Source organism: Rheinheimera sp. ATLC3, from assembly GCF_059429535.1.
The window spans coordinates 2,494,902-2,520,547 of record NZ_CM182103.1 but is presented as its reverse complement, the minus strand read 5'-3'; the positions used below and the strand labels follow the sequence as shown (position 1 = coordinate 2,520,547).

General features: G+C 48.9%; 24 protein-coding genes and 1 rRNA gene. 14 read left to right on the top strand and 11 right to left on the bottom strand.

Annotated elements, in window-relative coordinates; genetic code table 11:
* Window positions 1-70: 70 nt before the first annotated feature.
* Window positions 71-1,607: ribosomal RNA gene (locus AC5SV9_RS11620) — 16S ribosomal RNA — on the bottom strand.
* Between the two features lie 619 nt (window positions 1,608-2,226).
* On the opposite strand from AC5SV9_RS11620, the gene AC5SV9_RS11615 reads away from it, so the two are divergent.
* Together AC5SV9_RS11615 and trmA are read left to right on the top strand one after the other, a co-directional pair.
* The gene (locus AC5SV9_RS11615) at window positions 2,227-2,715 is read left to right on the top strand and encodes an RNA recognition motif domain-containing protein (RefSeq protein ID WP_475152647.1); all 489 of its coding nucleotides are present in this window, start codon (window positions 2,227-2,229) and stop codon (window positions 2,713-2,715) included.
* 136 nt (window positions 2,716-2,851) lie between these two features.
* A complete protein-coding gene (gene trmA / locus AC5SV9_RS11610; protein WP_475152645.1) occupies window positions 2,852-3,940 on the top strand; it encodes a tRNA (uridine(54)-C5)-methyltransferase TrmA in 1,089 nt (362 codons plus the stop codon).
* Here trmA and fabR read toward each other — a convergent pair.
* Window positions 3,937-4,545, bottom strand: coding sequence for an HTH-type transcriptional repressor FabR (gene fabR, locus AC5SV9_RS11605; protein ID WP_475152643.1), 609 nt, complete (start codon window positions 4,543-4,545; stop codon window positions 3,937-3,939). The two genes, trmA and fabR, sit on opposite strands and share 4 nt — an antisense overlap.
* Before the next feature lie 99 nt (window positions 4,546-4,644).
* Here fabR and AC5SV9_RS11600 point away from each other — a divergent pair, with 99 nt between their 5' ends.
* The 3 genes from AC5SV9_RS11600 to AC5SV9_RS11590 all read left to right on the top strand — a co-directional run bounded on the left by AC5SV9_RS11600 (window position 4,645) and on the right by AC5SV9_RS11590 (window position 8,765).
* Window positions 4,645-5,763, top strand: coding sequence for a fatty acid desaturase (locus AC5SV9_RS11600; RefSeq protein WP_475152642.1), 1,119 nt, complete (start codon window positions 4,645-4,647; stop codon window positions 5,761-5,763).
* An 87-nt stretch (window positions 5,764-5,850) separates the two neighbouring features.
* Complete coding sequence (gene sthA, locus AC5SV9_RS11595; protein WP_134058435.1) at window positions 5,851-7,275, top strand: Si-specific NAD(P)(+) transhydrogenase; 1,425 nt, start codon at window positions 5,851-5,853, stop codon at window positions 7,273-7,275.
* A gap of 128 nt (window positions 7,276-7,403) precedes the next feature.
* Window positions 7,404-8,765 (top strand): TonB family protein, encoded by a 1,362-nt coding sequence (locus tag AC5SV9_RS11590; RefSeq protein ID WP_475152639.1) that lies wholly within the window; start codon window positions 7,404-7,406, stop codon window positions 8,763-8,765.
* Between the two features lie 36 nt (window positions 8,766-8,801).
* Here AC5SV9_RS11590 and hemE read toward each other — a convergent pair whose 3' ends face one another.
* A complete protein-coding gene (hemE, locus tag AC5SV9_RS11585; RefSeq protein WP_134058441.1) occupies window positions 8,802-9,881 on the bottom strand; it encodes a uroporphyrinogen decarboxylase in 1,080 nt (359 codons plus the stop codon).
* Between the two features lie 280 nt (window positions 9,882-10,161).
* A complete protein-coding gene (gene nudC / locus AC5SV9_RS11580) occupies window positions 10,162-10,956 on the bottom strand; it encodes an NAD(+) diphosphatase (protein ID WP_475152637.1) in 795 nt (264 codons plus the stop codon).
* A gap of 147 nt (window positions 10,957-11,103) precedes the next feature.
* Between nudC and rsd the strand changes: the two genes are divergently transcribed.
* The gene (gene rsd / locus AC5SV9_RS11575) at window positions 11,104-11,589 is read left to right on the top strand and encodes a sigma D regulator (protein WP_475152635.1); all 486 of its coding nucleotides are present in this window, start codon (window positions 11,104-11,106) and stop codon (window positions 11,587-11,589) included.
* 54 nt (window positions 11,590-11,643) lie between these two features.
* Here the strand turns inward: rsd and fkpA are convergent, their stop codons facing one another.
* Window positions 11,644-12,384, bottom strand: a complete 741-nt coding sequence (gene fkpA, locus AC5SV9_RS11570) for an FKBP-type peptidyl-prolyl cis-trans isomerase (RefSeq protein WP_134058450.1) — start codon at window positions 12,382-12,384, stop codon at window positions 11,644-11,646.
* 105 nt (window positions 12,385-12,489) lie between these two features.
* On the opposite strand from fkpA, the gene AC5SV9_RS11565 reads away from it, so the two are divergent.
* Together AC5SV9_RS11565 and AC5SV9_RS11560 are read left to right on the top strand one after the other, a co-directional pair.
* Window positions 12,490-13,470 (top strand): WD40 repeat domain-containing protein, encoded by a 981-nt coding sequence (locus AC5SV9_RS11565; protein WP_475152633.1) that lies wholly within the window; start codon window positions 12,490-12,492, stop codon window positions 13,468-13,470.
* Entirely contained in the window at window positions 13,457-13,684 is a 228-nt protein-coding gene (locus AC5SV9_RS11560; RefSeq protein ID WP_134058456.1) for a SlyX family protein, read from the top strand. The genes AC5SV9_RS11565 and AC5SV9_RS11560 overlap by 14 nt, the downstream gene beginning before the upstream one ends.
* Here AC5SV9_RS11560 and AC5SV9_RS11555 read toward each other — a convergent pair.
* Window positions 13,681-13,887, bottom strand: a complete 207-nt coding sequence (locus AC5SV9_RS11555; RefSeq protein WP_226768265.1) for a YheV family putative zinc ribbon protein — start codon at window positions 13,885-13,887, stop codon at window positions 13,681-13,683. The genes AC5SV9_RS11560 and AC5SV9_RS11555 overlap by 4 nt on opposite strands.
* Before the next feature lie 104 nt (window positions 13,888-13,991).
* On the opposite strand from AC5SV9_RS11555, the gene AC5SV9_RS11550 reads away from it, so the two are divergent.
* The 3 genes from AC5SV9_RS11550 to AC5SV9_RS11540 all read left to right on the top strand — a co-directional run bounded on the left by AC5SV9_RS11550 (window position 13,992) and on the right by AC5SV9_RS11540 (window position 16,597).
* Entirely contained in the window at window positions 13,992-15,899 is a 1,908-nt protein-coding gene (locus AC5SV9_RS11550; protein ID WP_475152631.1) for an ABC transporter ATP-binding protein, read from the top strand.
* The gene (locus AC5SV9_RS11545) at window positions 15,892-16,368 is read left to right on the top strand and encodes a TIGR02444 family protein (protein WP_475152628.1); all 477 of its coding nucleotides are present in this window, start codon (window positions 15,892-15,894) and stop codon (window positions 16,366-16,368) included. Before AC5SV9_RS11550 ends, AC5SV9_RS11545 begins: the two co-directional genes overlap by 8 nt.
* Before the next feature lie 88 nt (window positions 16,369-16,456).
* Window positions 16,457-16,597: a DUF3149 domain-containing protein gene (locus AC5SV9_RS11540; RefSeq protein ID WP_475152626.1), complete on the top strand. Its 141-nt coding sequence runs from the start codon at window positions 16,457-16,459 to the stop codon at window positions 16,595-16,597.
* Between the two features lie 9 nt (window positions 16,598-16,606).
* Here AC5SV9_RS11540 and fdxA read toward each other — a convergent pair whose 3' ends face one another.
* Complete coding sequence (fdxA, locus tag AC5SV9_RS11535; RefSeq protein WP_331924169.1) at window positions 16,607-16,933, bottom strand: ferredoxin FdxA; 327 nt, start codon at window positions 16,931-16,933, stop codon at window positions 16,607-16,609.
* 147 nt (window positions 16,934-17,080) lie between these two features.
* Between fdxA and AC5SV9_RS11530 the strand changes: the two genes are divergently transcribed.
* Complete coding sequence (locus tag AC5SV9_RS11530; RefSeq protein ID WP_475152624.1) at window positions 17,081-18,694, top strand: NAD(P)/FAD-dependent oxidoreductase; 1,614 nt, start codon at window positions 17,081-17,083, stop codon at window positions 18,692-18,694.
* A 16-nt stretch (window positions 18,695-18,710) separates the two neighbouring features.
* On the opposite strand, the gene AC5SV9_RS11525 is transcribed toward AC5SV9_RS11530, so the two are convergent.
* The 4 genes from AC5SV9_RS11525 to AC5SV9_RS11510 form a co-directional block, all read right to left on the bottom strand.
* A complete protein-coding gene (locus tag AC5SV9_RS11525) occupies window positions 18,711-20,723 on the bottom strand; it encodes an amidohydrolase family protein (RefSeq protein ID WP_475152622.1) in 2,013 nt (670 codons plus the stop codon).
* Between the two features lie 72 nt (window positions 20,724-20,795).
* Complete coding sequence (locus AC5SV9_RS11520) at window positions 20,796-22,178, bottom strand: diguanylate cyclase domain-containing protein (RefSeq protein WP_475152619.1); 1,383 nt, start codon at window positions 22,176-22,178, stop codon at window positions 20,796-20,798.
* A gap of 94 nt (window positions 22,179-22,272) precedes the next feature.
* Window positions 22,273-23,823 carry a GMC family oxidoreductase N-terminal domain-containing protein gene (locus AC5SV9_RS11515; RefSeq protein ID WP_475152616.1) on the bottom strand — a complete coding sequence of 517 codons (1,551 nt, stop codon included), beginning with the start codon at window positions 23,821-23,823 and terminating at the stop codon, window positions 22,273-22,275.
* Window positions 23,823-24,314, bottom strand: coding sequence for a hypothetical protein (locus AC5SV9_RS11510; RefSeq protein ID WP_475152613.1), 492 nt, complete (start codon window positions 24,312-24,314; stop codon window positions 23,823-23,825). The genes AC5SV9_RS11515 and AC5SV9_RS11510 overlap by 1 nt, the downstream gene beginning before the upstream one ends.
* A 53-nt stretch (window positions 24,315-24,367) precedes the next feature.
* Between AC5SV9_RS11510 and AC5SV9_RS11505 the strand changes: the two genes are divergently transcribed.
* Together AC5SV9_RS11505 and AC5SV9_RS11500 are read left to right on the top strand one after the other, a co-directional pair.
* Window positions 24,368-25,369, top strand: coding sequence for a hydrolase (locus tag AC5SV9_RS11505; RefSeq protein WP_475152610.1), 1,002 nt, complete (start codon window positions 24,368-24,370; stop codon window positions 25,367-25,369).
* Complete coding sequence (locus AC5SV9_RS11500; protein ID WP_475152607.1) at window positions 25,366-25,608, top strand: YheU family protein; 243 nt, start codon at window positions 25,366-25,368, stop codon at window positions 25,606-25,608. Before AC5SV9_RS11505 ends, AC5SV9_RS11500 begins: the two co-directional genes overlap by 4 nt.
* The last annotated feature ends 38 nt before the right edge of the window (window positions 25,609-25,646 follow it).

Here is a 25,646-nt window from a genome sequence, read left to right as displayed (position 1 = left end):
TCTGTACGTGTGCTCTATCTCATGCAATCAATCATCTGTGTGAACACTTATAACTTCATGTCACTTTAGGTAAGGAGGTGATCCAACCGCAGGTTCCCCTACGGTTACCTTGTTACGACTTCACCCCAGTCATGAATCACAAAGTGGTAAGCGCCCTCCCGAAGGTTAAGCTACCTACTTCTTTTGCAACCCACTCCCATGGTGTGACGGGCGGTGTGTACAAGGCCCGGGAACGTATTCACCGCAACATTCTGATTTGCGATTACTAGCGATTCCGACTTCATGGAGTCGAGTTGCAGACTCCAATCCGGACTACGATACGCTTTAAGAGATCCGCTCACTGTCGCCAGCTTGCCTCCCTCTGTACGTACCATTGTAGCACGTGTGTAGCCCTACTCGTAAGGGCCATGATGACTTGACGTCGTCCCCACCTTCCTCCGGTTTATCACCGGCAGTCTCCCTAGAGTTCCCACCATTACGTGCTGGCAACTAAGGATAAGGGTTGCGCTCGTTGCGGGACTTAACCCAACATTTCACAACACGAGCTGACGACAGCCATGCAGCACCTGTCTTAGCGTTCCCGAAGGCACAACTGCATCTCTGCAATCTTCGCTAGATGTCAAGAGTAGGTAAGGTTCTTCGCGTTGCGTCGAATTAAACCACATGCTCCACCGCTTGTGCGGGCCCCCGTCAATTCATTTGAGTTTTAATCTTGCGACCGTACTCCCCAGGCGGTCTACTTAGTGCGTTAGCTGCGCTACTCACAGTACAAGACCACGAACAGCTAGTAGACATCGTTTACGGCGTGGACTACCAGGGTATCTAATCCTGTTTGCTCCCCACGCTTTCGCACCTGAGCGTCAGTATTGTGCCAGGGGGCCGCCTTCGCCACTGGTATTCCTCCAAATCTCTACGCATTTCACCGCTACACTTGGAATTCTACCCCCCTCTCACATACTCTAGCGTGCCAGTTTTGAATGCAATTCCCAGGTTGAGCCCGGGGCTTTCACATCCAACTTAACACACCGCCTACGTGCGCTTTACGCCCAGTAATTCCGATTAACGCTTGCACCCTCCGTATTACCGCGGCTGCTGGCACGGAGTTAGCCGGTGCTTCTTCTGCGAGTAACGTCAAAATGCTGTGCTATTAACACAACACCCTTCCTCCTCGCTGAAAGTGCTTTACAACCCGAAGGCCTTCTTCACACACGCGGCATGGCTGGATCAGGCTTGCGCCCATTGTCCAATATTCCCCACTGCTGCCTCCCGTAGGAGTCTGGACCGTGTCTCAGTTCCAGTGTGGCTGATCATCCTCTCAAACCAGCTAGGGATCGTCGCCTTGGTGAGCCATTACCCCACCAACTAGCTAATCCCATATAGGTGCATCCGATAGCATGTGGCCCGAAGGTCCCACACTTTGGTCCGTAGACATTATGCGGTATTAACAGTCGTTTCCAACTGGTATCCCCCTCTATCGGGCAGCTCCCTATACATTACTCACCCGTCCGCCGCTAAATCCAGGAGCAAGCTCCCTTCATTCGCTCGACTTGCATGTGTTAGGCCTGCCGCCAGCGTTCAATCTGAGCCATGATCAAACTCTTCAATTAAAAGTGTTTGCTGTCCATAAAGGACTGCTCAGTCTTACTGACTTAAAACATATTTCTATGTAAGTCACTCAACCGATAAATTTCATTTTGTGAAATCCATCATAAGTGCCCACACAGATGATTGATTGCGAATTGTTAAAGAGCGTGCTTCGCTTAGAAGCGGGAGGCGTATGTTACACTTCCCAGTTTTTAAGTCAAGCGTGACGATTATTCTTTTTTAAAAACACTCGTCACACCCGACTTTTTATCCCGTTTCACCGCGTTAAACACCACCGTGAAGCGAGGGCGCCATTTTAGTGATTTAAGAAAGTCTGTCAAGCGTCTTTTTGAAGATTTTTAACTTTCTTTCTAAACCACCCGGAGACTCTGTTTTCGCAGCACCCCGTGGCATGGCGCGCATTATAGGGCGTTTTTAAACTCCTGCAACACCTAAAGTGCAATAAATTCAGATTTTAGGTTCGTTTGCTTATTAAACCAGCTTTCTGTGCATTTTTAACTCAAAGTTCTATACAGAGTACTATTGTTAGTGGTTGCGGTTTATCTGCTAACCGCTAAGATAAGGCTGCTTTATCTGATTAAAGCATTCCGATAAATATAATTAAGTGCTTAGGATATTATTATGTTACCCACTTTTCGTGCTTCTTTGCCATATACACTGGCTTTAGCTGTGTTGGTTTATTTAAGCTTTGCTTTTCTTCCTGTGCTGGGGCTTGGTCAGGAAATCTTCGTTGTTATTGGTGTACTTCTCGCAGGCATTCTGATTCCGGTCTTATTAGATGTTAAAGCCGGCACCACAGACCCGGTGTTGCAGACCAATAAGGCTGTAGACTATCAAGGTGAGACCACAACGTTGTATGTCGGTAATTTGCCTTATCGTGCGAATGAAGACGCAGTAAAAGAGTTATTCCAGCGTTTTGGTATTGTTATTAATGTTCGATTGATGAAAGACAGGCAGACAGGCCGTCGCCGGGGCTTTGGTTTCGTTGAAGTAGCAGCAAAAGACGGCAGTAAAATGATTCAAAAGCTTAACGACTTCAATTTCCAGGAACGCACATTAAAAGTTCGTGAAGCGAAAGAGCGCCAGGATAACGACGATAGCGAAGAATAGTATCGCCATAACGTTAGGTTGATAAAGAGAGGCAATGCCTCTCTTTTTTGTTTGAAGCTTATCATTAAGCCGATTGGCTGTTGGCTCAAGGGTTACTCTGGCATAAAATAGCCGTTTTAGTTTAGCAGAGTGTCCGATGAGCGTAGGTCAGGTTTTCCCCGAGCAGTATACCCAACAACTGTCTGATAAAAGTAATACAGTGCAGCAATTGCTGGGCGAATTCAAAGCACCGCCGGCCGAGATATTTGCATCTGAGCCACAACATTATAGGTTACGAGCTGAATTTCGTATCTGGCACAATGGTGATGACATTTATCACGCCATGTTTGATCCGCAAACACGGGATAAAGTCAGGATTGATTACTTCCCGGTAGCTTGCCGCACTATAGCCGACTTCATGCCGGTGCTATTAAACAATATCCAGTTTAATCATGAGCTGCGTTACAAGTTATATCAGGTAGATTATTTAGCGACACTTTCCGGTGAGCTACTGGTCTCCCTTATATATAAGCGGCCTTTGACAAATAGCTGGCTGGATCAGGCTAAAGCACTGACTGAAGCTTTAGCTCCCCACCACAAAGTCAAGTTCATCGGCCGCTCGCGTAAAAAGAAACTGATGGTGACTAATGACTACGTCACTGAGCAGTTTGAGCTGGACGGCCAACAATTACAATACCAACAAGTTGAAGGCAGCTTTACCCAGCCCAATGGCGAAGTTAACCGAAAAATGCTTGGCTGGGCAAAGGCTGTATCACAGCAGTTATCCGGTGATTTGCTTGAATTGTATTGTGGTAATGGCAACTTTTCTATTGCTTTAGCCCCTTGCTTCGGTCGAGTCGTTGCCACAGAGATCTCACGGACTTCAATTAAGTCTGCCCAGTACAATATTACACTGAACAATGTCACCAACCTTCAGGTGCTGCAGATGCCAGCAGAAGATGTATCGGCGGCATTACAAGATGGTAGCAAATTAAAGCAGCTTGATTTGAAGGATATGCAGCTTGATACCGTGTTAGTTGACCCACCACGCGCAGGGCTGGATGATGGCACGGTTCAGCTGGTCAGTCGATTTAATGATATTCTTTATATCTCCTGTAACCCCGACACCCTGGCTCAAAATCTACAGGTACTCATTCAAAGCCATTACATTGTAAAGTTGGCAGTATTTGATCAATTTCCTTACACCCACCATATAGAGACCGGTGTTTGGCTGCGAAAACGTTAATCTTTATGTTTGCGGCCATAACTGGCCGCACCATGTGCTAACCACCTTAATTGCGTAATAGTTCGGCTGGTCAGGTAGGCATATTGTTCTGAAGGCGCGTCAAGTGCATCTGCCCCGGTGTGAAATACCAAGGTCACCATAGCTTCCGCCTGTGCTCGGGCCAACTCATCCGGACAGGTAGTTTCTTTGCGTAGATACTCTGCCAGCTCAGCAACAAAATGCTGTATTTCACGCGCCACTGCACTTCGAAATGCAGCAGAAGTACCGGAGCGCTCCCGTAGTAATAACCGGAACACATTGCTATTGCCAGTAACAAACTCCATAAAAGTGTCTATTGACGTGCGGATGACGCTACCATTTTTCTCAATACGCTGTCTGGCCTGACGCATCAACTGCCGTAACATTAAACCCGCTTCGTCGACCAGTGTCAGGCCCAGCTCGTCCATATCGGCAAAATGACGATAAAATGATGTTGGAGCGATACCTGCCTCACGTGCTACCTCACGTAAGCTCAGGCTGGCAAAACTCTTGTCTGCGCTCAGTTGAGAAAAAGCGGCATTGATAATGGCCCGTCTGGTACGCTCTTTTTGCTCTGCTCTTGACACAGAAATCCCTTTATTCACCGAAAAGCCCTATCATATACCTTGACCACCGGTTTGTGACCAGTAAAATGAGCGAACAGTTGTAAGCTAAAGCGGCCATTTATGAAACAAGCTCCGATCATCTGGACCAATGTCCTGCTGTTTTCAATCACTACTCTGGTCGCACTCATTGGCGTCCCCTGGTATGCCCTGACGGTAGGTTTTGGCTGGTCAGAACTTATTGCCACTGTTGTTTGCCTGGGGTATTGCGGCATGTCGATTACTGCAGGTTATCACCGGCTTTGGGCTCACAAAACTTACGAAGCACATCCTGTGCTGCAGTGGATTTATGCGATTGGCGGCGCATTTGCACTGCAAAATAGTGCTCTGCACTGGTCGGCAGACCACCGCGTGCATCATCGTCATGTCGATAACAACGACAAAGATCCGTACTCTGCAGGCCGCGGGTTCTGGTACAGCCACATAGGCTGGATGTTGCGTGACTACCCAGGTGTTGAAAAACCGGACTATAACAATGCGCGGGACCTGCAGAAGAACCCTATTGTAATGTGGCAGCATCGCAATTATCTGTGGCTTACTGTGTTAACTAACTTCGGCATTCCTTTACTGTTGGGGTTATTTACCGGAAATGTGTTGGGTATGCTGCTCTCTGCTGGCGTATTACGCTTGGTTCTTAGCCATCACTTTACGTTTTTCATCAACTCTCTGGCGCATATATGGGGAAAGCAGCCTTACACCGACCAGAACTCTGCCCGTGACAATGGCTTACTGGCGTTACTGACGTATGGCGAGGGATATCACAACTTTCATCATATTTTTGAGTCTGATTATCGCAACGGTATTAAGTGGTACCAGTTTGATCCAACCAAATGGTTTATCAAAGCAGCGTCATGGTTAGGCCTCACCAGTAATCTTCGCACTGTGCCGGAGGAGCGGATTGAACAAGCTAAGGCGAAGATGCAATTACTGCGCGCCAGAGAACACGTGAAACTGCGCCCCAACGCTGAACAGTTGCTGCAGTTACTTGAGCATGAATATGAAATATTGTCTGCCAGAATGCAGGACTATTATCAGTTGAAAAAGCAAATGCTTTTACAGCGTAAAGAACAACTGATGGCGCAGTATCAGGCGGTTGATTTTAAGCATCGTTATCTCGAGTTTAAGCAGCATTTGCAGCAACAACAACAGCACTGGCAACGCTTAGTCACCGCGTTTAGCTAACAGAAAAAAGAGACTCCGGTCTCTTTTTTTGTGCCCGATACCTGATATGCTCAGATATAAATCAATGAAAACAGCGAGATTGATAGCGTGAGTGGAAAAAATACGTCGCCAAAGAAAGCCCACTTTGATTTTGATGCCATTGTTATCGGCACCGGCCCGGGAGGCGAAGGTGCAGCCATGTATCTGGCTAAAAGCGGCCTTAAAGTTGCCGCCATAGAACGCTATCAGTCTGTGGGAGGCGGCTGCACTCACTGGGGCACAATTCCATCCAAAGCCTTACGTCATTCCGTTAGCCGACTGATTGAATTTAATGAGAACCCGCTGTTTCAGTTGGATGAGCAACATACCAAGCTGACATTTTCACAAATTTTAAAGCACGCTGCGGGTGTGATCCGCAAACAAGTCAGGTTAAGGAGCGGCTTTTATGACCGCAACCAGGTCAGAATGTATCAGGGAGAAGCGCGTTTTATCGACAAGCATCACTTAAGTATCCGCAGTGATGACGGCAGTTGCTTTGAATTGAGTGCAAAGACGATCGTTATCGCAACAGGTTCACGCCCATATCGCCCTGCTGAAGTCGACTTTAACCATAACCGGATCTATGACTCAGATACTATCCTGTCACTACAGCATGACCCTAAGCATATTATTATTTATGGTGCTGGTGTTATCGGCTGCGAATATGCGTCTATCTTCCGCGGCCTGGGTGTACGCGTTGATTTAGTCAACACCCGGGACCGGTTGCTATCTTTTATGGATACCGAAATATCCGATTCTTTAAGTTACCATTTTTGGAACTCCGGCATGACAATCCGTCACGGTGAAGAATTTGATCGGATTGAAGGCAAAGAAGATGGCGTAGTGCTGCATTTAAAATCAGGCAAAAAAATGAAGGCTGATTGCTTTTTATTTGCCAATGGCAGAACTGGCAATACCGACATGTTGAACCTGTCCGCGATAGGGCTGGAAGCAGACAGCCGCGGCCTGGTAAAAGTGAACAGCCATTATCAGACCAGCGTGAATAACATCTACGCCGTAGGCGATGTTATTGGCTATCCCAGTCTGGCCAGTGCCGCGTATGACCAGGGGCGATTAGCCGGTGAGGCTATTGTCAAAGGTAATCTTGACGGCCACCTGATAGCGGATATTCCAGCCGGCATTTATACCATTCCGGAGATGAGTTCTGTTGGCAAAACAGAGCAGGAGTTGACTGCGGCAAAAATTCCATACGAAGTTGGCAGGGCTCAGTTTAAGCATCTGGCACGGGCGCAAATTGCCAATACCAATGTCGGTAGCCTCAAATTGCTATTTCATCGGGATACGTTAGAGATCCTTGGTATTCACTGTTTTGGAGAACGGGCTGCCGAGATTGTTCATATAGGACAGGCCATTATGATGCAGAAGAACGGTGGTAATACGCTTGAGTACTTTGTTCATACAACATTTAATTATCCAACGATGGCAGAAGCCTACCGGGTAGCGGCTCTGAATGGACTAAATAGATTATTCTAAGCTAATTTATTGAATTTAAATAAAATAATGGCGGCTGTAGAGCTGTAACATTTATTTTTGTTTTGCCTGATATTTCGTTGTAAACTCAATTACATAATAATTAAATAATTAGTTTTGGTGGGGTTTATATGGTACAGCTTAAGTACGCATTAGCACTGCTGTGTTTACTATCTTGGCAGGCACATGCAGACTTTCCGACAGCAAAAGCATTATTTGAAAAGCAGGAATATGCGCTGGCAAAACCTCAACTCGAAACACTGGCTGAATTAGGGCATCTTGAAGCACAATTTCTATTGTCCCGGATGTACGCTGAAGGCTTAGGTGTTGACCCGGATATGAATCTTGCTTACGCCTGGACACTGATCGCTAAGGAACGTAATCACCCACAAGCAGAAGGACAGTACCAGGAATTACGTACTAAGCTTAAGTCGCGTTTGGCAGGCAAAGAAGTTTATCACGATCTAAGCGCTAGGTATGGAAAAAAGTCGTTGAAGGACACGTTGCATCCCACATTAAACCGCTTTATCAAATCAACCGAACTCCCTAAAGCAATTCACAAAAGAGAGCCTTCCTACCCTAGTCATTACATTAGATCCGGACTTTCTGCTTGGGCTGTAGTGCATTTTGATATAAACGAACAGGGATTAGTGGAAAACGCTGAGGTCACGTCTGCATTTCCCCAAGATCAAATTGACGTCTACGTACTTAATGCAGTAAACAGTTGGCAATTTGAACCTCCTAAGAATATTTACGGAGATCCTATCAGACTCGAAATGCGCTCTCATCCTTTTCTAGTTCAAACAGACACCGGAAGTAAAAACAGGCGCTTTATAAATGATAATGAAGAATTTTTATTGCGAATTCTTGCTTCTGCAGAAAATGAATCTGCTGAAAATCAATACCTTTTTGCTGTGCTTGCGGAGAATAATATCGTCACAGAATCAGATCCGATAAGTTGGTACTTAAAAGCAGCCATAAACGGACATCCAAAAGCACAATATAGAATTGCTCAGTGTTTAAAAACAGGTAATGGTTGCAACCGCGATCAAAATAAAGCGGTAAACTGGTTAGCAATATCAGCAGACAGTGGTGACCCGAAGGCCGCTTATCTGCTTGCACAGGAATTACTCGACAGCAACAACGTAAACTATAATCCGCACAAAGCCGCTGGCTATCTCGAAGTTGCGGCGTTGCAAGAGTATATGCCTGCGATAGCCGAATATGCTGCTTTGCTAGCCATGTCAGATGATCCAACTTTACGGGACCCGAACAAAGCCATCCGCCTGGCTGAACAAGGACGGGCAATTGATGCAAATAACCCGAATTTGCTGTCTACTCTGGGTGTAGCTTTTATTGAGCTAGGGCAGCAAGGAAGAGGAGAATCTATGCTGCGCCAGGCTTTAGAAGAGGCACGCAGCCGTAACTGGACAATACAGAACTTTGAAGATTTGCTGGCAGACTATCAGACCGCGTCAGCCGGCAATAACTGAAAGATGAAAACCCCGGCAATACCGGGGTTTTTCTTTTTACTCAGCGATGTCTGCGCTCATATGATAAGTACGGCTAAAAGAGTGTACTGCATCAATAAATACGCTAACCCGCTCAGGATCTACATCAGGGGTAATGCCATGGCCAAGATTAAACACATGGCCACTGCCTTGGCCAAAGCCATCCAGAATCATCTGAACTTCCTGACGGATACGCTCAGGAGAGCCGAGCAGGATTGCCGGATCCATATTGCCTTGCAGGGCAACCTTGTCACCTACCCTCGCTTTGGCATCAGCGATATTAATAGTCCAGTCCAGCCCTAACGCATCACAGCCTGTGTTTGCAATCGCTTCCAGCCATAAACCACCATTCTTGGTGAACAAGGTAACCGGCACCTTACGCCCGTCAGCTTCGCGTGTTAAGCCATTGACGATTTGCTGCATGTAGCCAAGCGAAAACTCCTGATAATCCCGCGGCGTTAGTACTCCACCCCAGGTATCAAAAATCATTACAGATTGTGCACCCGCTGCAATCTGTGCATTTAAATACAGCACTACGCTCTGGGCGAGTTTATCCAGCAGCAGGTGCAGTGCTTCAGGCTCACTGAACATCATTTTTTTAATGGTGCCGAACGTTTTACTACTTCCACCTTCAACCATATAGGTTGCCAATGTCCACGGGCTGCCGGAAAATCCGATCAGTGGCACACTGCCATCCAGTTCACGGCGGATGGTACGAACAGCATCCATAACATAACGCAGTTCTTGTTCAGGATCCGGGATTGGCAGGTTAGCAATCTCCAGAAAGTCACGCACCGGTCGCTGAAACTTAGGACCTTCGCCTTCGCCAAAGTACAGCCCTAACCCCATAGCATCAGGGATTGTCAGAATATCACTGAATAAAATGGCTGCATCCAGCGCATAGCGACGCAGAGGCTGCAGCGTCACTTCACATGCTAATTCAGGGTTCTTGCATAACGACATAAAATCGCCGGCCTGGGCTCTGGTTGCACGATACTCTGGCAAATAACGGCCAGCCTGACGCATCATCCATACCGGTGTTCTGTCTACCGGTTGTTTTAATAAAGCTCTGAGGTACCGATCATTTTTTAATTGCATATCTAGCCCGCCATTCACAGAATTGCGGCTATTTTATCACTGCGCAGGCGTGACGCCTATTTTTTCCCTGTAAATGCTGGGTTCATGTTTTTTGTGATAGGTGCTTGTCATCAGCAAATTGTTTTGCTATAACAGTCCTGCGCTAGTGAAGAATAACAAGTAAGAAGCCCGTATAAACGGGACCTCGCAAAAATTTAGTTAAGCCACTTTATGTGGCTTTTTTATTTTCTGCCGTTCGTGCTGTATTTCCTGACAAAACCCTCGCTATATAGAAGATGCTTTATTTGCCTGCCATTTGCTGTATTTGCGCAATGATTTGGCCAGACAATGTCTCTATCGGAGGCACTTGCGGTAGCGCTTTTAATGAATACCACCCTGCTTCTTCAATTTCCTGCGGCTGGCAGACGATGTCACCTCCGGCATAATCCGCAATAAAGCCGGTCATAAGCGAATGCGGGAAAGGCCAGGGCTGGCTACCAACGTAACGCAAATTAGTAATATCAATGCCCACTTCCTCCTTTACTTCACGCACAGCTGCCTGCTCTAATGTCTCTGCTGACTCAACAAAACCAGCCAGAATAGAGTAAAAACCGGGCCGATGGCGGCTTGAGCGGGCAAGCAAAATTTTGTCATCATGTAAAATACCCACCAGTACGCACGGCGCTATACGCGGGTAACAGCGGTGCCCGCATTTATTGCACAGCATTGCCAGTTCCCAGTTCACCAGATTCATAGCGCTGCCGCACTGCCCACAAAAGCGGTGAGTCTGCAAGAATAAAGCAACCTGCACTGCGCGTGCTGCCAACTCGAAAATACTTTCGCCCGCACTGAGTAACTCACGCGGTGACACCCATTGCTCTTCGTCTGTTATCTGGTCGTGGTTGATCAGTAGATAAGCATCGACATTATTATCCTGCCCCAGGAAACAGACCTGCTCCGGTTCTGCAGATAATGTTAGGTCCCGGTATTCGCCAACCGGCACCTGCCCGGCTTTGTTCAGCCAAATCCGCCCCCGGTTGACAACAAACCAGCGACCATAAGATTGCGCTTTTACATTGAGACTATGTTTGATCATCTGTTGCCCTCTGCGGTACTCTGTTGTCCGATACTATGATAATGCTGTTCACTGGGCTGACCAATAAAAAAACGGTTGATCTTTACTGCAAAATTCATTTAATTAGACACTATTCGCAGCGTAGTTGCTGTACTTAAGGAGAAGGCAATGTACACCCGTGTGCAAAAAGCGCGTCAAAAATGGGGTGGTTCATTAACTGCCATCGATAACTGGCTGGATGAACGGCAGCAGCTTATCGTCAGTTACTGTAAACTGGCTTCTCTGCCGCCCTTTGATGATAAGCGCACAACATTGCCTGCCCAGTCTGCAGTTCAGGAGTTTTGCCAGTTACTGGTAGACTATTTATCAGCAGGCCACTTTGAAGTCTATGAACGTATTGTCTCTGAATGCGCAATAAATGGCACTGACAGCCGTAAACTTGCCGACAGCCTTTATCCAAAAATTGCAGTCTCAACCGACCTGGCTCTGAATTTTAATGACCTGTATGCCGATCATCTGAGCACCCGTCATAGCGGCGCCTTTGATCGGGAATTGTCAGAGCTGGGGCAAGCTTTGGAAGAGCGTTTTGCATATGAAGACGAGCTTATCCATACCTTATATGAAAAACACACTGACAACAGTCTGTCTGCGTAAACAGCTCAGATAAAAAAAGCGGCTGAAAGCCGCTTTTTTTATTGTTGTCGCCTATTATTTTTCTTCGGCTTCTGCAGGGATAATATCCAGCAACTCTACTTCAAATACCAGTACGCTGTTTGGCTTAATCACACCCATGTCGCGCTCGCCGTAAGCCAGCTCAGACGGAATAGTAAACTTGTACTTTGAACCCACGTTCATCAGTTGTACACCTTCGGTCCAGCCCGGAATCACGCGGTTCAGAGGGAATTGCGCTGGCTCACCACGGTCAACAGAGCTGTCGAACTTGGTGCCGTCAACTAAAGTGCCGGTATAGTGTACTTTTACAGTATCAGTAGCTTTAGGTTTGGCACCTTCTGCAGCTTGTAACACTTCATACTGTAAGCCGGATTCAGTCACTTTTACGCCTTCTTTTTTGGCGTTCTCTTCCAGATAAGCTTTACCTGCCGCAACAGCCTGGGCTGCTTCTGCTTCAGCAATAGCGGTTTGCTTTTCACGGAACTGTTCTTCCAAAGCCGTCATCATGGTTTGCACTTCTTCTTCGGTTAGCGCAGTTTTGTCTGCCACCGCATCCTGCACACCACGTAAAATTAATGCGCTATCTAATGACAAGCCCATTTTGCTGTATTCATCCAGCGTGCTGTCCAGATACCGGCCAACAGATACACCTAAGCTGTATGATTGTTTTGCTTCATCGGTATCCAGTGCTGCAGGCTTCTGCTCAGCTTCTTTTTGGCAGGCGGTAAGGGTAATAACAGCCACTGCGACCAGTGACATTTTGGTGACTAAGCGCATTCGGTTCTCCAAGATTTACGCAGCCAGGCTGCAAAAGTATGTTTTAATAGTGTCCAATGAACTGACCTATACTAACGGTTTGTGCGGATGAGGTTAACACCCGACATGAAATATCCTGTGTTTTTTCTGCTATTACTGCTCAGCGGCTGCGAAAAACTGACAACTTCCCCCCCGGTAAAACAATTGCCGCATGTTGCGCAAGGCAGTTATGCTGCAGCCTTATCAGACGACGCCAGCTACAGCGCGGTGTCGTCTATTCAGGATGGTGTTGCTTTGTGGGACTTGCAAAATAACGCCCTGAAATATCAGTGGAAGCATCACGACGATGCGGAAAACCTGGTATTTAGCCTGGCCATTAGCCATAACAACAGTCATGTGCTAACAGCAGATCAAAGCACTTTTGCGCTATGGGATATAGCAAGTGGCAAAAACGTCGGTTTTTGGCAAATTGACGCCGCCACGGTGCGGGATGTCGCGGTATCAGATAATGGCGCCCACTTACTGATTGGCAAAAGTGATGGCGGCGTGCAGCATATTACGCTGGCCAGTGGCCGCCGGCTGGAGTTTTTAGGCCATACAGAACGTACTAACAGCGTTGCGATGTCCCCTAACGGTCGTTATGCCCTGACCGGCGGTAACGATTACAAAGCACATTTATGGGATACACAAAGCGCCCAGATTATATACAGCTTTAGCCACCCTAGCCGGGTAACCAAGGTAGCGCTTGATCCGCAAGGCCGGTACGCCTTTACTGCCGACAGTCAGGACTTAGCCCAAATCTGGGATATCCAAACTGGTCAGTTAGTCAGCAAACTGCAATTCACAGCACGTCAGCAGGTGTTCAGTGCCGTGCGTTTCAGTAACGATGGCAAGTATCTGACGACCGGCGCACCGACCCGCAAGCTGGCCTTATGGGATGTACAAACTGGGCGTGAACTGCAAAGCTGGCAGGTGTCTGTGCGTGCAGATAGCAGACCACCCAGCGCCGTGGTGCATGCCGTGGCGTTTTTAAACAACAATCAACTTATCAGCGAAAGCTCCAGTGGCATTGCCGAAGTATGGGAGATTAAACATGACAGTAAATGAGCAAGAGCTGCAGCTGCACATTGTCGAGCTGGAAAGCAAACTGGCTTTCCAGGAAGACACCGTTAACAGCCTGAGCAATGAACTGCTGGAACACCAAAAGAAAATAGACCGCCTGCAACAGCAAGTGATGTTATTGGCGGAAAAGCTGCGTAACCTGCCGGATGAGCAAGGCATTTTGCGGCCGGAAGAAGAGCCGCCACCACCCCACTATTAATCGGGTTTAAATACCCCTATTACCTGCTCGGCAGCACGGCTGGCTTTGGCTATCTGTGCCTCCGGTTGCACCATCTGATGGCCGCACGCTACGCACTCTACTTTTTCGACATTATTTTCCAAAAACAGCATCATCGTATCCGTCGCCTTACATTTCGGACAACTGGCGCCAGCAATAAAACGTTTCTTTTTACGTGTTGTCATTTGGTTTCCCGTCTGTTTGCTGCGGCATTTTTACGCGCTAAGCCTTGGTTTGTTGGCTTTATACGGGTAAATTAGCAGCCCAATTCAGTTACACAGGTAAAAACATGATCCAGCTGCAACAGGTCGAACTGCGCCGTGGTATTCAATGTTTGTTTCAGGGTGCCGATCTTACCGTATTTCCGGGGCAAAAGGTGGGAATTGTCGGTGCCAACGGTTGCGGTAAATCCAGCCTGTTTGCCCTGCTGCAAAATAAACTGCACGCCGATGCGGGTAACGTCAGTATTCCGGCCAGCTGGCAAATTGCTACCGTAGCGCAGGAAACCCCGGCACTGGACTGCAGTGCTATGGATTATGTGCTACAAGGCGATGAACAGTTATACCCGCTACTGCTGAAAGTACGCACCGGTTGCAGCGAATCGGACCTGGCCGCTGTACATCTGCAAATAGAGGCTCTGGATGGTTACCGCGCTGAAGCAAAAGCCGGCGTGTTACTGGATGGTTTAGGTTTTAGCGGTGATGCCCAGCAACAGGCGGTAAAGTCATTCTCCGGTGGCTGGCGGATGCGGTTAAACCTGGCTCGGGCGCTGATGCAGCGCGCTGAACTGTTGTTACTGGACGAGCCCACCAACCACCTGGATCTGGACGCCGTGCTGTGGCTGGAAAAATATCTGAGTAATTATCAGGGCACATTGCTGCTAATAAGCCATGACCGCGATTTTCTTGATGCGGTGACAGATAATATTGTACATATCGAACGCCAGACACTGACCTTATATAAAGGCAACTACAGCCAGTTCGAACGCCAGCGCGCAGAGCAATTGGCACAGCAGCAATCTAACTTTGAAAAGCAACAGCGTCAGGTGGCACACTTACAGAAGTTTATCGATCGTTTTAAGGCCCAGGCCACTAAAGCCCGGCAGGCGCAAAGCCGGATTAAAGCGCTGGAGCGCATGACGATACTGGCACCGGCGCATATCGATTCGCCGTTTAGCTTTAGTTTTCGCGAACCCAAAGCGCTGCCAAACCCGCTGCTGAAAATGGACAATGTGCAAGCCGGTTACGCCGATAAAGTTATTTTAAGCCAGATAAAATTCCAGCTGTTACCCGGCAGCCGCATAGGCCTGCTGGGGCGGAATGGTGCCGGTAAATCAACACTTATTAAACTGTTATCGGGCAGTATGGCACCGCAAAGTGGTGATGTCTGGTTTGCCAACGGCGTCAGTCTGGGCTACTTCGCCCAGCATCAGCTGGAAACGCTGCGACCACAGGACTCACCGCTACAGCATTTAGTACGGCTGGACCCGCAGGTTCCAGAGCAAAAGTTACGCGACTTTTTGGGCGGCTTTGGTTTTCATGGCGACAAAGCGCTGGAAGCCTGCGCGCCGTTTTCCGGTGGCGAAAAAGCCCGTCTGGTACTGGCCTTGATCGTGTATCAGCGCCCCAACCTGCTGCTGCTGGATGAACCAACTAACCACCTCGATTTAGATATGCGTGAAGCCATCGTGATGGCGCTGCAAGAGTTTGAAGGTGCTATCGTGATAGTGTCGCACGACCGCCACCTGCTAAGTAGCTGTACCGATGAGTTTTATTTGGTAGCCCATGGCCGCGTTGCACCGTTTGATGGCGACCTGGCCGATTACTACCAGTGGCTGCAACAGGATGCCCGTAAAGCGGCCAATGCTGCTGCCACACAAGCGCCAGCCAGCAGCAATGCGCCCAGAAAAGATCAGAAGCGCCTCGAAGCGGACCTGCGCAATTTGCTGCGCCCGGTGAAGCAAAAAATTGACAAGCTGGAGCAACAACAGGAAAAGCTGACCGCAGAGCTTACCGCCATCGAACAGCAAATGGCAGACCCGGATATTTACGACGCTAAACGTAAAGCAGAGTTAACTGAGCTATTAGCCAAACAAGCCAGTGCCAGCAGCAGTCTTGCCAGTATTGAAGAAGACTGGTTTATGGCTCAGGAAGAGCTGGAGCAAAAAACCGAACAATTCTGGCAGCAAAATGGCTGACAGAATTAGCGCTGACGAACTGTGGCAATTTAGCCTGGCACTATACCCAAAGGTGAAATCAGCCTGTCTTAGTTTGCAGGATAAACATGGCGCCAATGTTAACCTGCTGCTGCTACTGTGCTTGCTGGAGCAGCGCCAGCTTAGCCTGACGCAAGCGCACGTGCAGCAGCTAAGTACCACGTTACAGCGCTTTAGCGTGCAGTTCACTCAGCCGCTGCGCGCGCTGCGTAAACAAAGCAACACCACTATGCTGACAACAGAGCAGCAACACCTGTTAAAACAAAGTTTGCTGCAAACCGAACTGCAGCTGGAGAAATTAGAGCAGCAGTTGTTGTTGCAGCATTGCCCGCCATTAACCAACTCAGCAGCCCCGCTGCTGGAGCTTTATCTGGCACAACTAACCAATGACATCACCGCCTATCAACAGCAAATATTTGATCTGCGTCAAGCCTTCGTCAGCTTAAGCTAATCACATACGCCTGGTTTGATCTGGGTCAGGTAAATACCAACCTCCTCGTTCTAGACTTGGCTCATCAGTTCAGCATGAGGGCAATATTATGAACCTGTGGCACGAATTTACCCGCGACCCGGTAATCTTTATCTCTTTTACCGGCCTGGCAATAGTGATCGGTCTGTGTGCGTTTTACGCTTGGTACTTTATGTATAAAGTGAGCCACGCTGAACCTGACGAGAAATAAGCAGGGCGCCTAATCAACCTGCAAATACTGCAGTTTATCCGGTATTCCATTCCAGGCATCTGCGTCGGCGGGTGCCGGTTTAACTTCACGGATATTCGGCCACAGCTCAGCCAACTCTGCATTTAGCGCAACAAAGGCTTGTTGTTCAGCGGGTACTTTATCTTCCTGGACTATGGCATTAGCCGGACATTCTGGCTCACACAGACCACAATCTATGCAAATGGTTGGGCTGATTGCCAGAAAATTCGGCCCTTCAAAAAATGCATCTACCGGGCATACCGCCACACAATCTGTGTATTTGCATTTAATACAGTTATCCAGTACCACAAAGGCCATAGTAAAAAGTGTTCCGTGTTGCTCAGGCTGGCGATCATACTGCAGCAGGCTGAAAAAACAAGTTGGCCGTTGCAGCATTAATTGACGTAAAATAGCGGCCATCTTGTGAGCTGCCGCCGGCGGCTATGACACCGATACGGAACCCTTATGCTGCGCCTTACCGAAATTAAACTGCCGTTAAACCATGATGAAAGCGCCATTAATGCCGCCATTATTGCGAAGTTAAACATTAAACCCGATCAACTGCTTAGCGTGCATGTTTTTAAACGCGGTTTTGATGCCCGTAAAAAATCAGATATCCAGCTCATTTATACGCTGGATATTGAAACAGAAAATGACGCTGTGCTGCTGAGTAAATTTGCCAAAGATCCGCATGTGAAGCCGGCGCCCGACACCAGCTATAAGTTTGTCGCGACAGCACCGGCAAACCAGACCGAGCGTCCCATTGTCATTGGTCTTGGCCCGTGCGGCTTATTTGCCGGTTTACTGCTGGCGCAAATGGGTTTTAAGCCGATTATTCTTGAGCGTGGTAAAGAGGTGCGCGAACGCACCAAAGATACATTTGGCTTCTGGCGCGGCAAAGAGCTGAATACCGAATCCAATGTGCAGTATGGCGAAGGTGGTGCCGGTACGTTTTCTGACGGCAAGCTGTACAGCCAGGTAAAAGATCCAAAGCATTATGGCCGTAAGGTGATGAGTGAGTTTGTTGCCGCCGGTGCGCCGGAAGAAATCATGTATGTTAGCAAGCCACATATCGGTACCTTCAAACTGGTCGCGATGGTGGAGAAAATGCGCGCGAATATTATTGAGCTGGGCGGCGAGATCCGCTTTAGTAGCCGCGTTGACGATCTTCATATCACCGATGGCCAGCTTACCGGCCTGACACTATCCAGCGGCGAGCAGCTGCACAGCCGCCATATTGTGCTGGCGGTTGGCCACAGTGCCCGTGATACCTTCCAGATGCTGTACGACAAAGGCGTATACGTTGAAGCCAAGCCGTTCTCGATTGGTTTTCGCATTGAGCATGAGCAATCAATGATTGACGAATGCCGCTTTGGCCCAAATGCCGGTAACCCTATTCTGGGCGCTGCCGATTATAAGCTGGTGCATCATTGCACTAACGGCCGCAGTGTTTACAGCTTTTGTATGTGCCCGGGCGGCACTGTGGTAGCAGCCGCATCTGAAACCGGCCGCGTCGTAACTAATGGTATGAGCCAGTACTCACGCCATGAACGTAACGCCAACAGCGCCATAGTAGTAGGCATAGACCCTGAGCGCGATTACCCCGGCCATCCGCTGGCTGGCATTGCACTGCAGCGCAAGCTGGAAGAGCAAGCATTTAAACTGGGTGGTGAAAACTACCACGCGCCAGCGCAGCTGATTGGTGATTTCCTCTCTGGTAAAGCGTCCAGCGAACTGGGTGAGGTAAAACCATCTTATACACCGGGTATTACCTTAACCGACTTAGCCCAGGCACTGCCGGATTTTGCTGTTGAAGCATTGCGTGAGGCCATACCGGCATTTGATAAACAAATTAAAGGCTTTGCCAAAGCAGACGGTTTACTGACTGGCGTCGAAACCCGCACGTCATCGCCCATCAGCATCAAACGCGGTGCTGATTATCAAAGCATCAACACCAGAGGTTTATACCCTGCTGGTGAGGGCGCGGGTTACGCTGGGGGTATTTTGTCGGCCGGCATAGACGGCATTAAAGTGGCAGAAGCTGTCGCATTGGCAATGCTGTCGGAAGTGGGCGCTTAAGCGCCCACATAAATTGTCAGTTTAGTGCCAGTGAGGTGGTAAACGGCTTCACCCCCACCACCGGATACAACTCGTCCGGTTTGTAATAATGAGAGCCTTTAAACACCAGTGCCACCTTACGGATATCACTGATATTTTTTGTCGGGTCGCCATCAATCACCAATAAATCGGCGTTTTTACCTGCGGTGATCGAACCGCTGTAATGGGCAGCGCCTACCAGCCGGGCAGGTTCCAGACTGGCAATACGCAACACATCAAGCGGCGGTATACCCGCTTTAGCATAGAGTTCAAGCTCTCGATGCAGCGTAAAACCGGCGATATGGTCTGTGCCGGGTACTATAGGTACGCCAGCATCGAACAGTACCTTAATCATTTTAACCAGCGCATCGGCCGATTGTTGATACACAGGTTGCATCTCGGCAGAAACGTTCATTACGGCACCTTTTAACTGGCGCACTACGCCCGGCGGCAGATGATCAGCAACCATAGCAAACTCCGGGTCAACCTGCTTATTTTTCCCCAGCAACAAACTACGAAAAGTTGCAACAGTCGGATCTATGGTAATTTGCTTATCAGCCAACAGTTTAATAAAGTCTTTTACCGGTTTGCTGGCTAAATCCAGGCCAGCGGCTTTTTCACCGACCAGAGAAAACCGCAGCTGGGTGCGGGTATCAACTTCAGTACCGGCGAGAAAGTTTAAAAACAGCATATTTACATGCTGAATTTCATCAAAACCGGCATCTACCGCCTGCTGCGCTGTCATAAAGGCCGGTACATGACCACTTAAACGCATACCGCGGTGATGCGCATGCTCAGCAATCGGCTTTACCCACTTAGGATCAATAGAGCTGTAAATCTTAATCTGCAGATAACCGTTATCTGCAAACCAGTCAATTTTCTCATGCGCTTCAGCCAACGAATTTACCGACAAACCAGCTGAGTACTCGCTTTGCTTATCAAAAAAGCCGGCGCGGTATACATGATTGCCTATCAGTTCGTCAGTGTTAAACAGCCGGTCAATTTCCATGATGTTGTCATGATTGTTACCAATATCACGCACACTGGTTACCCCTGCTGCGATATTTAGCAAACCATCGTTCTTTGATAAATGTCCGTGCATGTCCCACAAACCCGGCACCAAAGTTTTACCCTTTACATCAACCACTTTGGCAGCGGAGGGTGCGGTAAGCCCGGTGCCTACAGCGACAATTTTGCCTTGTTTTAGCAAAACATCAGTATTTTTCAGCAGCGTCTTATCCAACACATTAACGACGTTACCGCCCTTTAGCAGCACAGTGTCATAACTGTGGCTCAGATGTTTGGCGATATCAGCCAGATAATCGTTTTCAGCTTTTTTTTGTATGGTGGTAAGTTCAGCAAAATTTTCCAGGCTGTAGCCATCTCGGATCACCCGCATAAAGCCGCTGAAATCCTGGGCAAAATAATGGCCGTCTTTATCAAACCAGCCAAAAGACGGATTAAACGCCAGGCCGCTGATAGCATATAAGCTGACGTCCTCACTCTTATCGCCATTTTTAACGGTAACCGTTTTGAGCTTATCCAGTTTTGCTGTGCCGCTGGGGAATAAATCGACAGAACCGGTCGGTGAGGCCAATAGGGCTTTCATCAGCGCATAGCTGGCAGCACCGGCTTCATCAGCCGGTACGTAAAACCGTGGCTGCGACGTTTGCAGCATACCTTCATCTTTATTGCCGGCCCAACGGCCCACGCCGTCGACCAGGCTAAACTCCTCTGCAATAGGCGCCCCAAACGCCGAGGTACCTGTAGCACTGAATGCAACTGGTATACCTTTGTCATTCAGTTTCAGGCTTTCTTTAATCGTAACAACCCGGTTGTTCCAACTTAAATTTAACGAAGCATCAAAACTGCCATCACTTTTTTCTGTGACGACCTGCTGCCCGGCCTCGCCTTTTTCGGAATAGAGTTTGTTGGTAACAGTTTTGTCTGCCGCGACAACCGTTGTTACGGTGAACAACAGACCAGCCAAAATCACGCCGTGGATTTTCATTGAGCATCCTTTCTGAATTGATAAACTCAGAAACTATAGCAGCTCAAACTTACAGTGCCATGTTAGTACACCTTAGCCAGCACAAGGTTGTTTACCCGCAGCGGCGGACAGTACCACCTGATTACCGCCAGCTTTTTTTGCCAGATACATCGCCTGATCCGCGGCCTGAAGTAAAGTGCCGCCTGCCTGCCCATGCTGCGGAAACATAGCAACACCGATGCTGGGCAAGACCTGTAGCAACTGGCCGGTTAATGCAAAAGGTGCGTTCAGTGTCAGGCGAATTTTTTCTGCCAATTGCAGTGCGGCGTCGCTATGCTCAACAACAGGTAATAACACCACAAATTCATCGCCGCCCATTCTTGCTACCGTATCGCTATGACGTAAACACTGCACAATACGCTGTGCGGTTTGCTGTAACAGCTCGTCACCGGCCTGATGGCCAAAATGATCATTGATGTGTTTAAACTTATCCAGATCCAGATAACATAAAGCAAACTGCTCGCCATCCCGCTGCGCTCTGGCCAGAGCTGATTGCAACCGGTCCTGAAACAATTCGCGGTTCGGTAACTGGGTTAACTGGTCGTATAACGCATTGCGCTGCAGTCGCTGCAGCATTTGCTTGCGTTCAATCGCAACCGCTACCTGCACCGAAACAAATTCCAGCAGTTCCACTTCACTGGCACTGTAACCGGCAGCGTCTGGCTGGTTCTGCACCATCAAGGTGCCAATCACTGCACTGTGTGATTTCAGTGGCACACCAAGCCAGTTAATAGCTGCGCTACCCACAAGCTTACGCAGCTTTGCTGATAATTCAGACTGGTTAATCGCGGTTAGTAAAATGGTTTCAGAGCGATGCATCACCTCTGCACACAGCGCCAGCACATCACAACCGCAGTGATCATCATTACGACTATGCAAGGCAGCGTTATGAGCAAAATATAACGCCGTGCCAGACTCAGCCGGCAGCACTATAGCAAAACGGCACATCGGCATTAACTCAGCGACAATCTGCTGAATGCATTGGTAAAGCGCTTCAAGATCATCACAAGCAAAAGCCGCTTCAGAAATGGCGTACAACGCTGCCTGACGCGCTTCAATTTTTTTACTGCGGCTGATATCCCTCGCCACAGCAACACGGCGTTTATCGGTAGCAGACCAGCGTGCCGACCATAATAGGTGAACAATCTGGCCATCTTTGCGAATATAGCGGTTTTCAAAGTCAACCTTGACGGCACCGGCATTAATCTCTGCCGCTGTTTTTAATGTGCGCTCACGATCATCCGGGTGTACCAGCTCAATCATCTGCCGACCCAGCATTTCCTCCGGCGTATAACCAAAGATGCGTTCGGCACCTTTGCTGACAAATTCGAAGCGGCCAAACTTATCTACCACACAAATGGCATCCAGCAGTAAATCGATATAATTACTCAGGGCTTTATAACTATCAGTATTCATCAGTCGGCATTGGATACAGCAGAAAACTGTTTAAACCTTAGCACGCCCGGCGAACTATAACAGGCGGTATCAGCTGATTTTTAAAGCAAAGTTGCTAAGGTGACAACTCAGCAATCAGTTGTTCACAGTTACGCCACACCAAAGCGTAAATCGTCAGCTGTGGATTGACGCCTAAACTGGTGGGTAGCACTGAACCATCAAACACTGAAAGGTTGCCCAGCTGGTTGTGCCGGCCGTAAGGATCGACCACACCGCGTTGAGCGCTACTGCTCATATTGCAGCCACCCATCACATGCGCGGACACTATGGTCTGTCGCAGTATCTGCATTGGCAACTGGGTTATAGCCGCTTTAGCTTCCGCCCAGCTGCTATATAAGTGAGCATCATGATGAATAGGCAATACCTGGCGCGCGCCAGCGGCAAACTGCAGCTCTGCCATCGACAGCAAAGCCCGGCGCATGCCATGCCATAAATAATCTGTGATGGGGTAATCCAGCACTGGTTGTTGGTGCTGATCCAGCATCACGCTGCCGCCTTGGCTTTGTGGGTGAAAGCCATCCCGCAGTAATGCTATCGTTGCCTGCAGATGATTAAACTGCTGCATCAGCGCGGCGTGTTGTGCACCGCTGCCGATAAGTTTAGTGGCCATTAATACCGGGTGCAGCGGCGGCACTTCAAGCTTGTAGCCGGCCAGATCGTTATCCGCTGGCCAGACAAACTGATCTGAATACACCGATTGTGGTGCGCCACTATGGCCATTTACGGCTTCATCAAACAAGGCTCCGGAAATAACCGAAGGGTGCAAATAGGTATGTTTGCCCAGCCGGCCTGACGGATCAGGTACTTTCGAACGCAACAGCAACGCCGGCGAGCCAATCGCTCCCGCAGCGACAATATAATGCTTAGCGGTTATCGTAATGCGTACATCGCTGCGCGGCTGAAAATACTGATCTACCGGCACAGCATCCACCGCTGTAACCCGCTCGCCCTGCCAGCGCAGCTTGCGCACAGAAATACGCGAAATCAGTCTGGCTCCGTTTGCCATTGCAGCGGGAATAGTGCTGACCAACATCGATTGCTTGGCATTAATCGGGCAACCCATACCGCAATAGCCCAGGTTTGCGCAACCGTTAACATTGCGGCTAATCACACTGCTATGCCAACCAAGGACTTCGCAGCCCTGCTGCAGCCTGGCGTTATTCATATTCGGCGGTACGGGCCACGGCTGGATATTCAGCCGCTGTTCTGCCTTGGTAAAAAATGGGGTCAGGTCGTTCTGTGCCTGAAAAGTCAGGCCAAACTCACTTTGCCAATAAGCCAGTGTGGGTTTAGGCGTACGGATAGAGGTAGTCCAGTTAACGGTTGTTGACCCCCCTACGGTACGGCCCTGCAAAATACCAATGGCCTGATCGCGCGTCTTACGCGCAGCGCCTTCCTGATATAAGTTAGGATAAGCCCAGCGCTCCTGCATCACGAAATCATCACGCGTATACCAGGCGCCTTCTTCCAGAAGTAACACGTTAAAACCGGCCAGAGTCAGTTGCTCCGCGGCAATGCCACCACCCGCGCCTGAACCGATAATAACGATATCAGCATCAAACTGCTGATCCGAACTGAACAAAGCAGCGTTAATATGGTCAACCATTAGCGAAATTCCGGCGCGGTGTAATTCAGTTGTAGCCAATGCTGTGGCTGGCCGTAGAAGGCGCCATAGAGCAACTCGCGCAGGCTATGATAAGCCTGTTGCAGTATCAGCAGGTAACTGTCGCGCCAACTGTTAAGCAGGGCCAGCCGTGCGGTAACACTCAACGCCGGTAAAGCTGTAATATGGCCAGTTAGCGCCAGTTGGCTTAGCCGGTTTGCTAACAGATTAAACAGCTGATGCAACTGCTGTTGCTGGCTTAACGGTAAAAAAGCCGTGAAATCAATTACAGCGGCTTTGCTGCGTTGCAGTGCGGCCTGTGCTAAGGTCGCATCCTCAGGCAAAGCGCCGTACAACAATGCTGGCAGAATGGCAGACAACACCCAGTCCCGGTTATCTTCGTCCGGGTTTAGGCTAAACTGCCAACCAGCCAGCAACAGGCTGCCACTGGCGCCTAAGGCCAGACCGCTGAAAAGAAATTGGCGTCTGTTCATTACGACAACCCCGTTAGCTAACGTTAACGCATTGTTTATCAGGGAACCCTAATTTGCAAGCTCAAGTCAGACCAGTTGTCTCCTCTTCGTTTAAACCTGCCTGGTGGCTTAAACATGCGCATCTGCAGACTATTTTCGCCAAATACCTGAGCCCGCGGAAAAAGCAAAAAACCGTCGCCGAGCTCTATACGCTGCCAGATGGTGACGAATTGGAACTGAACTGGATGCAGCCCTCAAAAGAAGCGGCGAATGCCCCCATGGTTGTGGTATTGCATGGTCTGGCCGGTAACATTCACAGCCATTATATTCAGGGCATACTGGCGCAGTGCCGCGCACAGCACTGGCCTGCTGTGCTGATGCATTTTCGTGGCTGTAATGGTAAGCCCAATAAGCTGCCCCGCGCTTATCACAGTGGCGATACAGCCGATGTTGCAGCGGTACTGCACGAAATAACCCAGCGTTTCCCCGGCCGCCGGTTGGTGGCGGTGGGTTACTCACTTGGCGCAAATGTGTTACTGAAATACTGCGGTGAGAACAATGGCCAGAATATGCTGTCAGCGGCTGTTGCAGTATGCCCACCACTGGATTTATCCGCCTGTGCCAGCCGTATCAATCAGGGCAGCAGCCGGATCTACCAACGCTACCTGCTAAGCAGGCTAAAACGCAGTACTTTATTAAAATTAAAACAGTTTCCTGACTTTCCTATTCCGCTTACGCCACGGAAAGTGCGGCGTCTGAGCAGCATAGAGCAGTTTGATGAACTTTACACCGCGCCAATACATGGCTTTCTAGACGCACAGGATTACTATCAGAAATCCAGCGCGAAAGCCTTCCTGCAGCATATTGATATTCCAACACTGATTATTCACTCCAGTGATGATCCGTTTTTATCTGATGCAGTGATCCCTAGCGCTGATGAAATCCCTCCCAGTGTCCACTACGAGTTAACCAGTGGCGGTGGCCACGTTGGCTTTGTCAGTGGCAGTGTATTTAAACCAACCTTCTGGCTGAATCAGCGCATTCCCGAATTTATCCGGAGCCAGTTAGCATTATGATTATTCCCTACACCGATATTAGCGACGCCACGCTGAATAACCTGATCGAGTATTTTGTGCTGCGTGAAGGCACAGATTACGGCGAACAGGAAGTGGAACTGCCGCAGAAGGTTGCTATGGTAAAACGCCAGCTAAAAAGTGGCGAGGTATTGATTGTTTACTCAGAACTGCATGAAAGTATTAATCTTATTTCCAAACAGCAGTTTCTGCAGCAGCAGCTCGAACAGCAGCCCGCCTAACGGCGGAGTGTACGTCATAAATCTATCACACCAACATC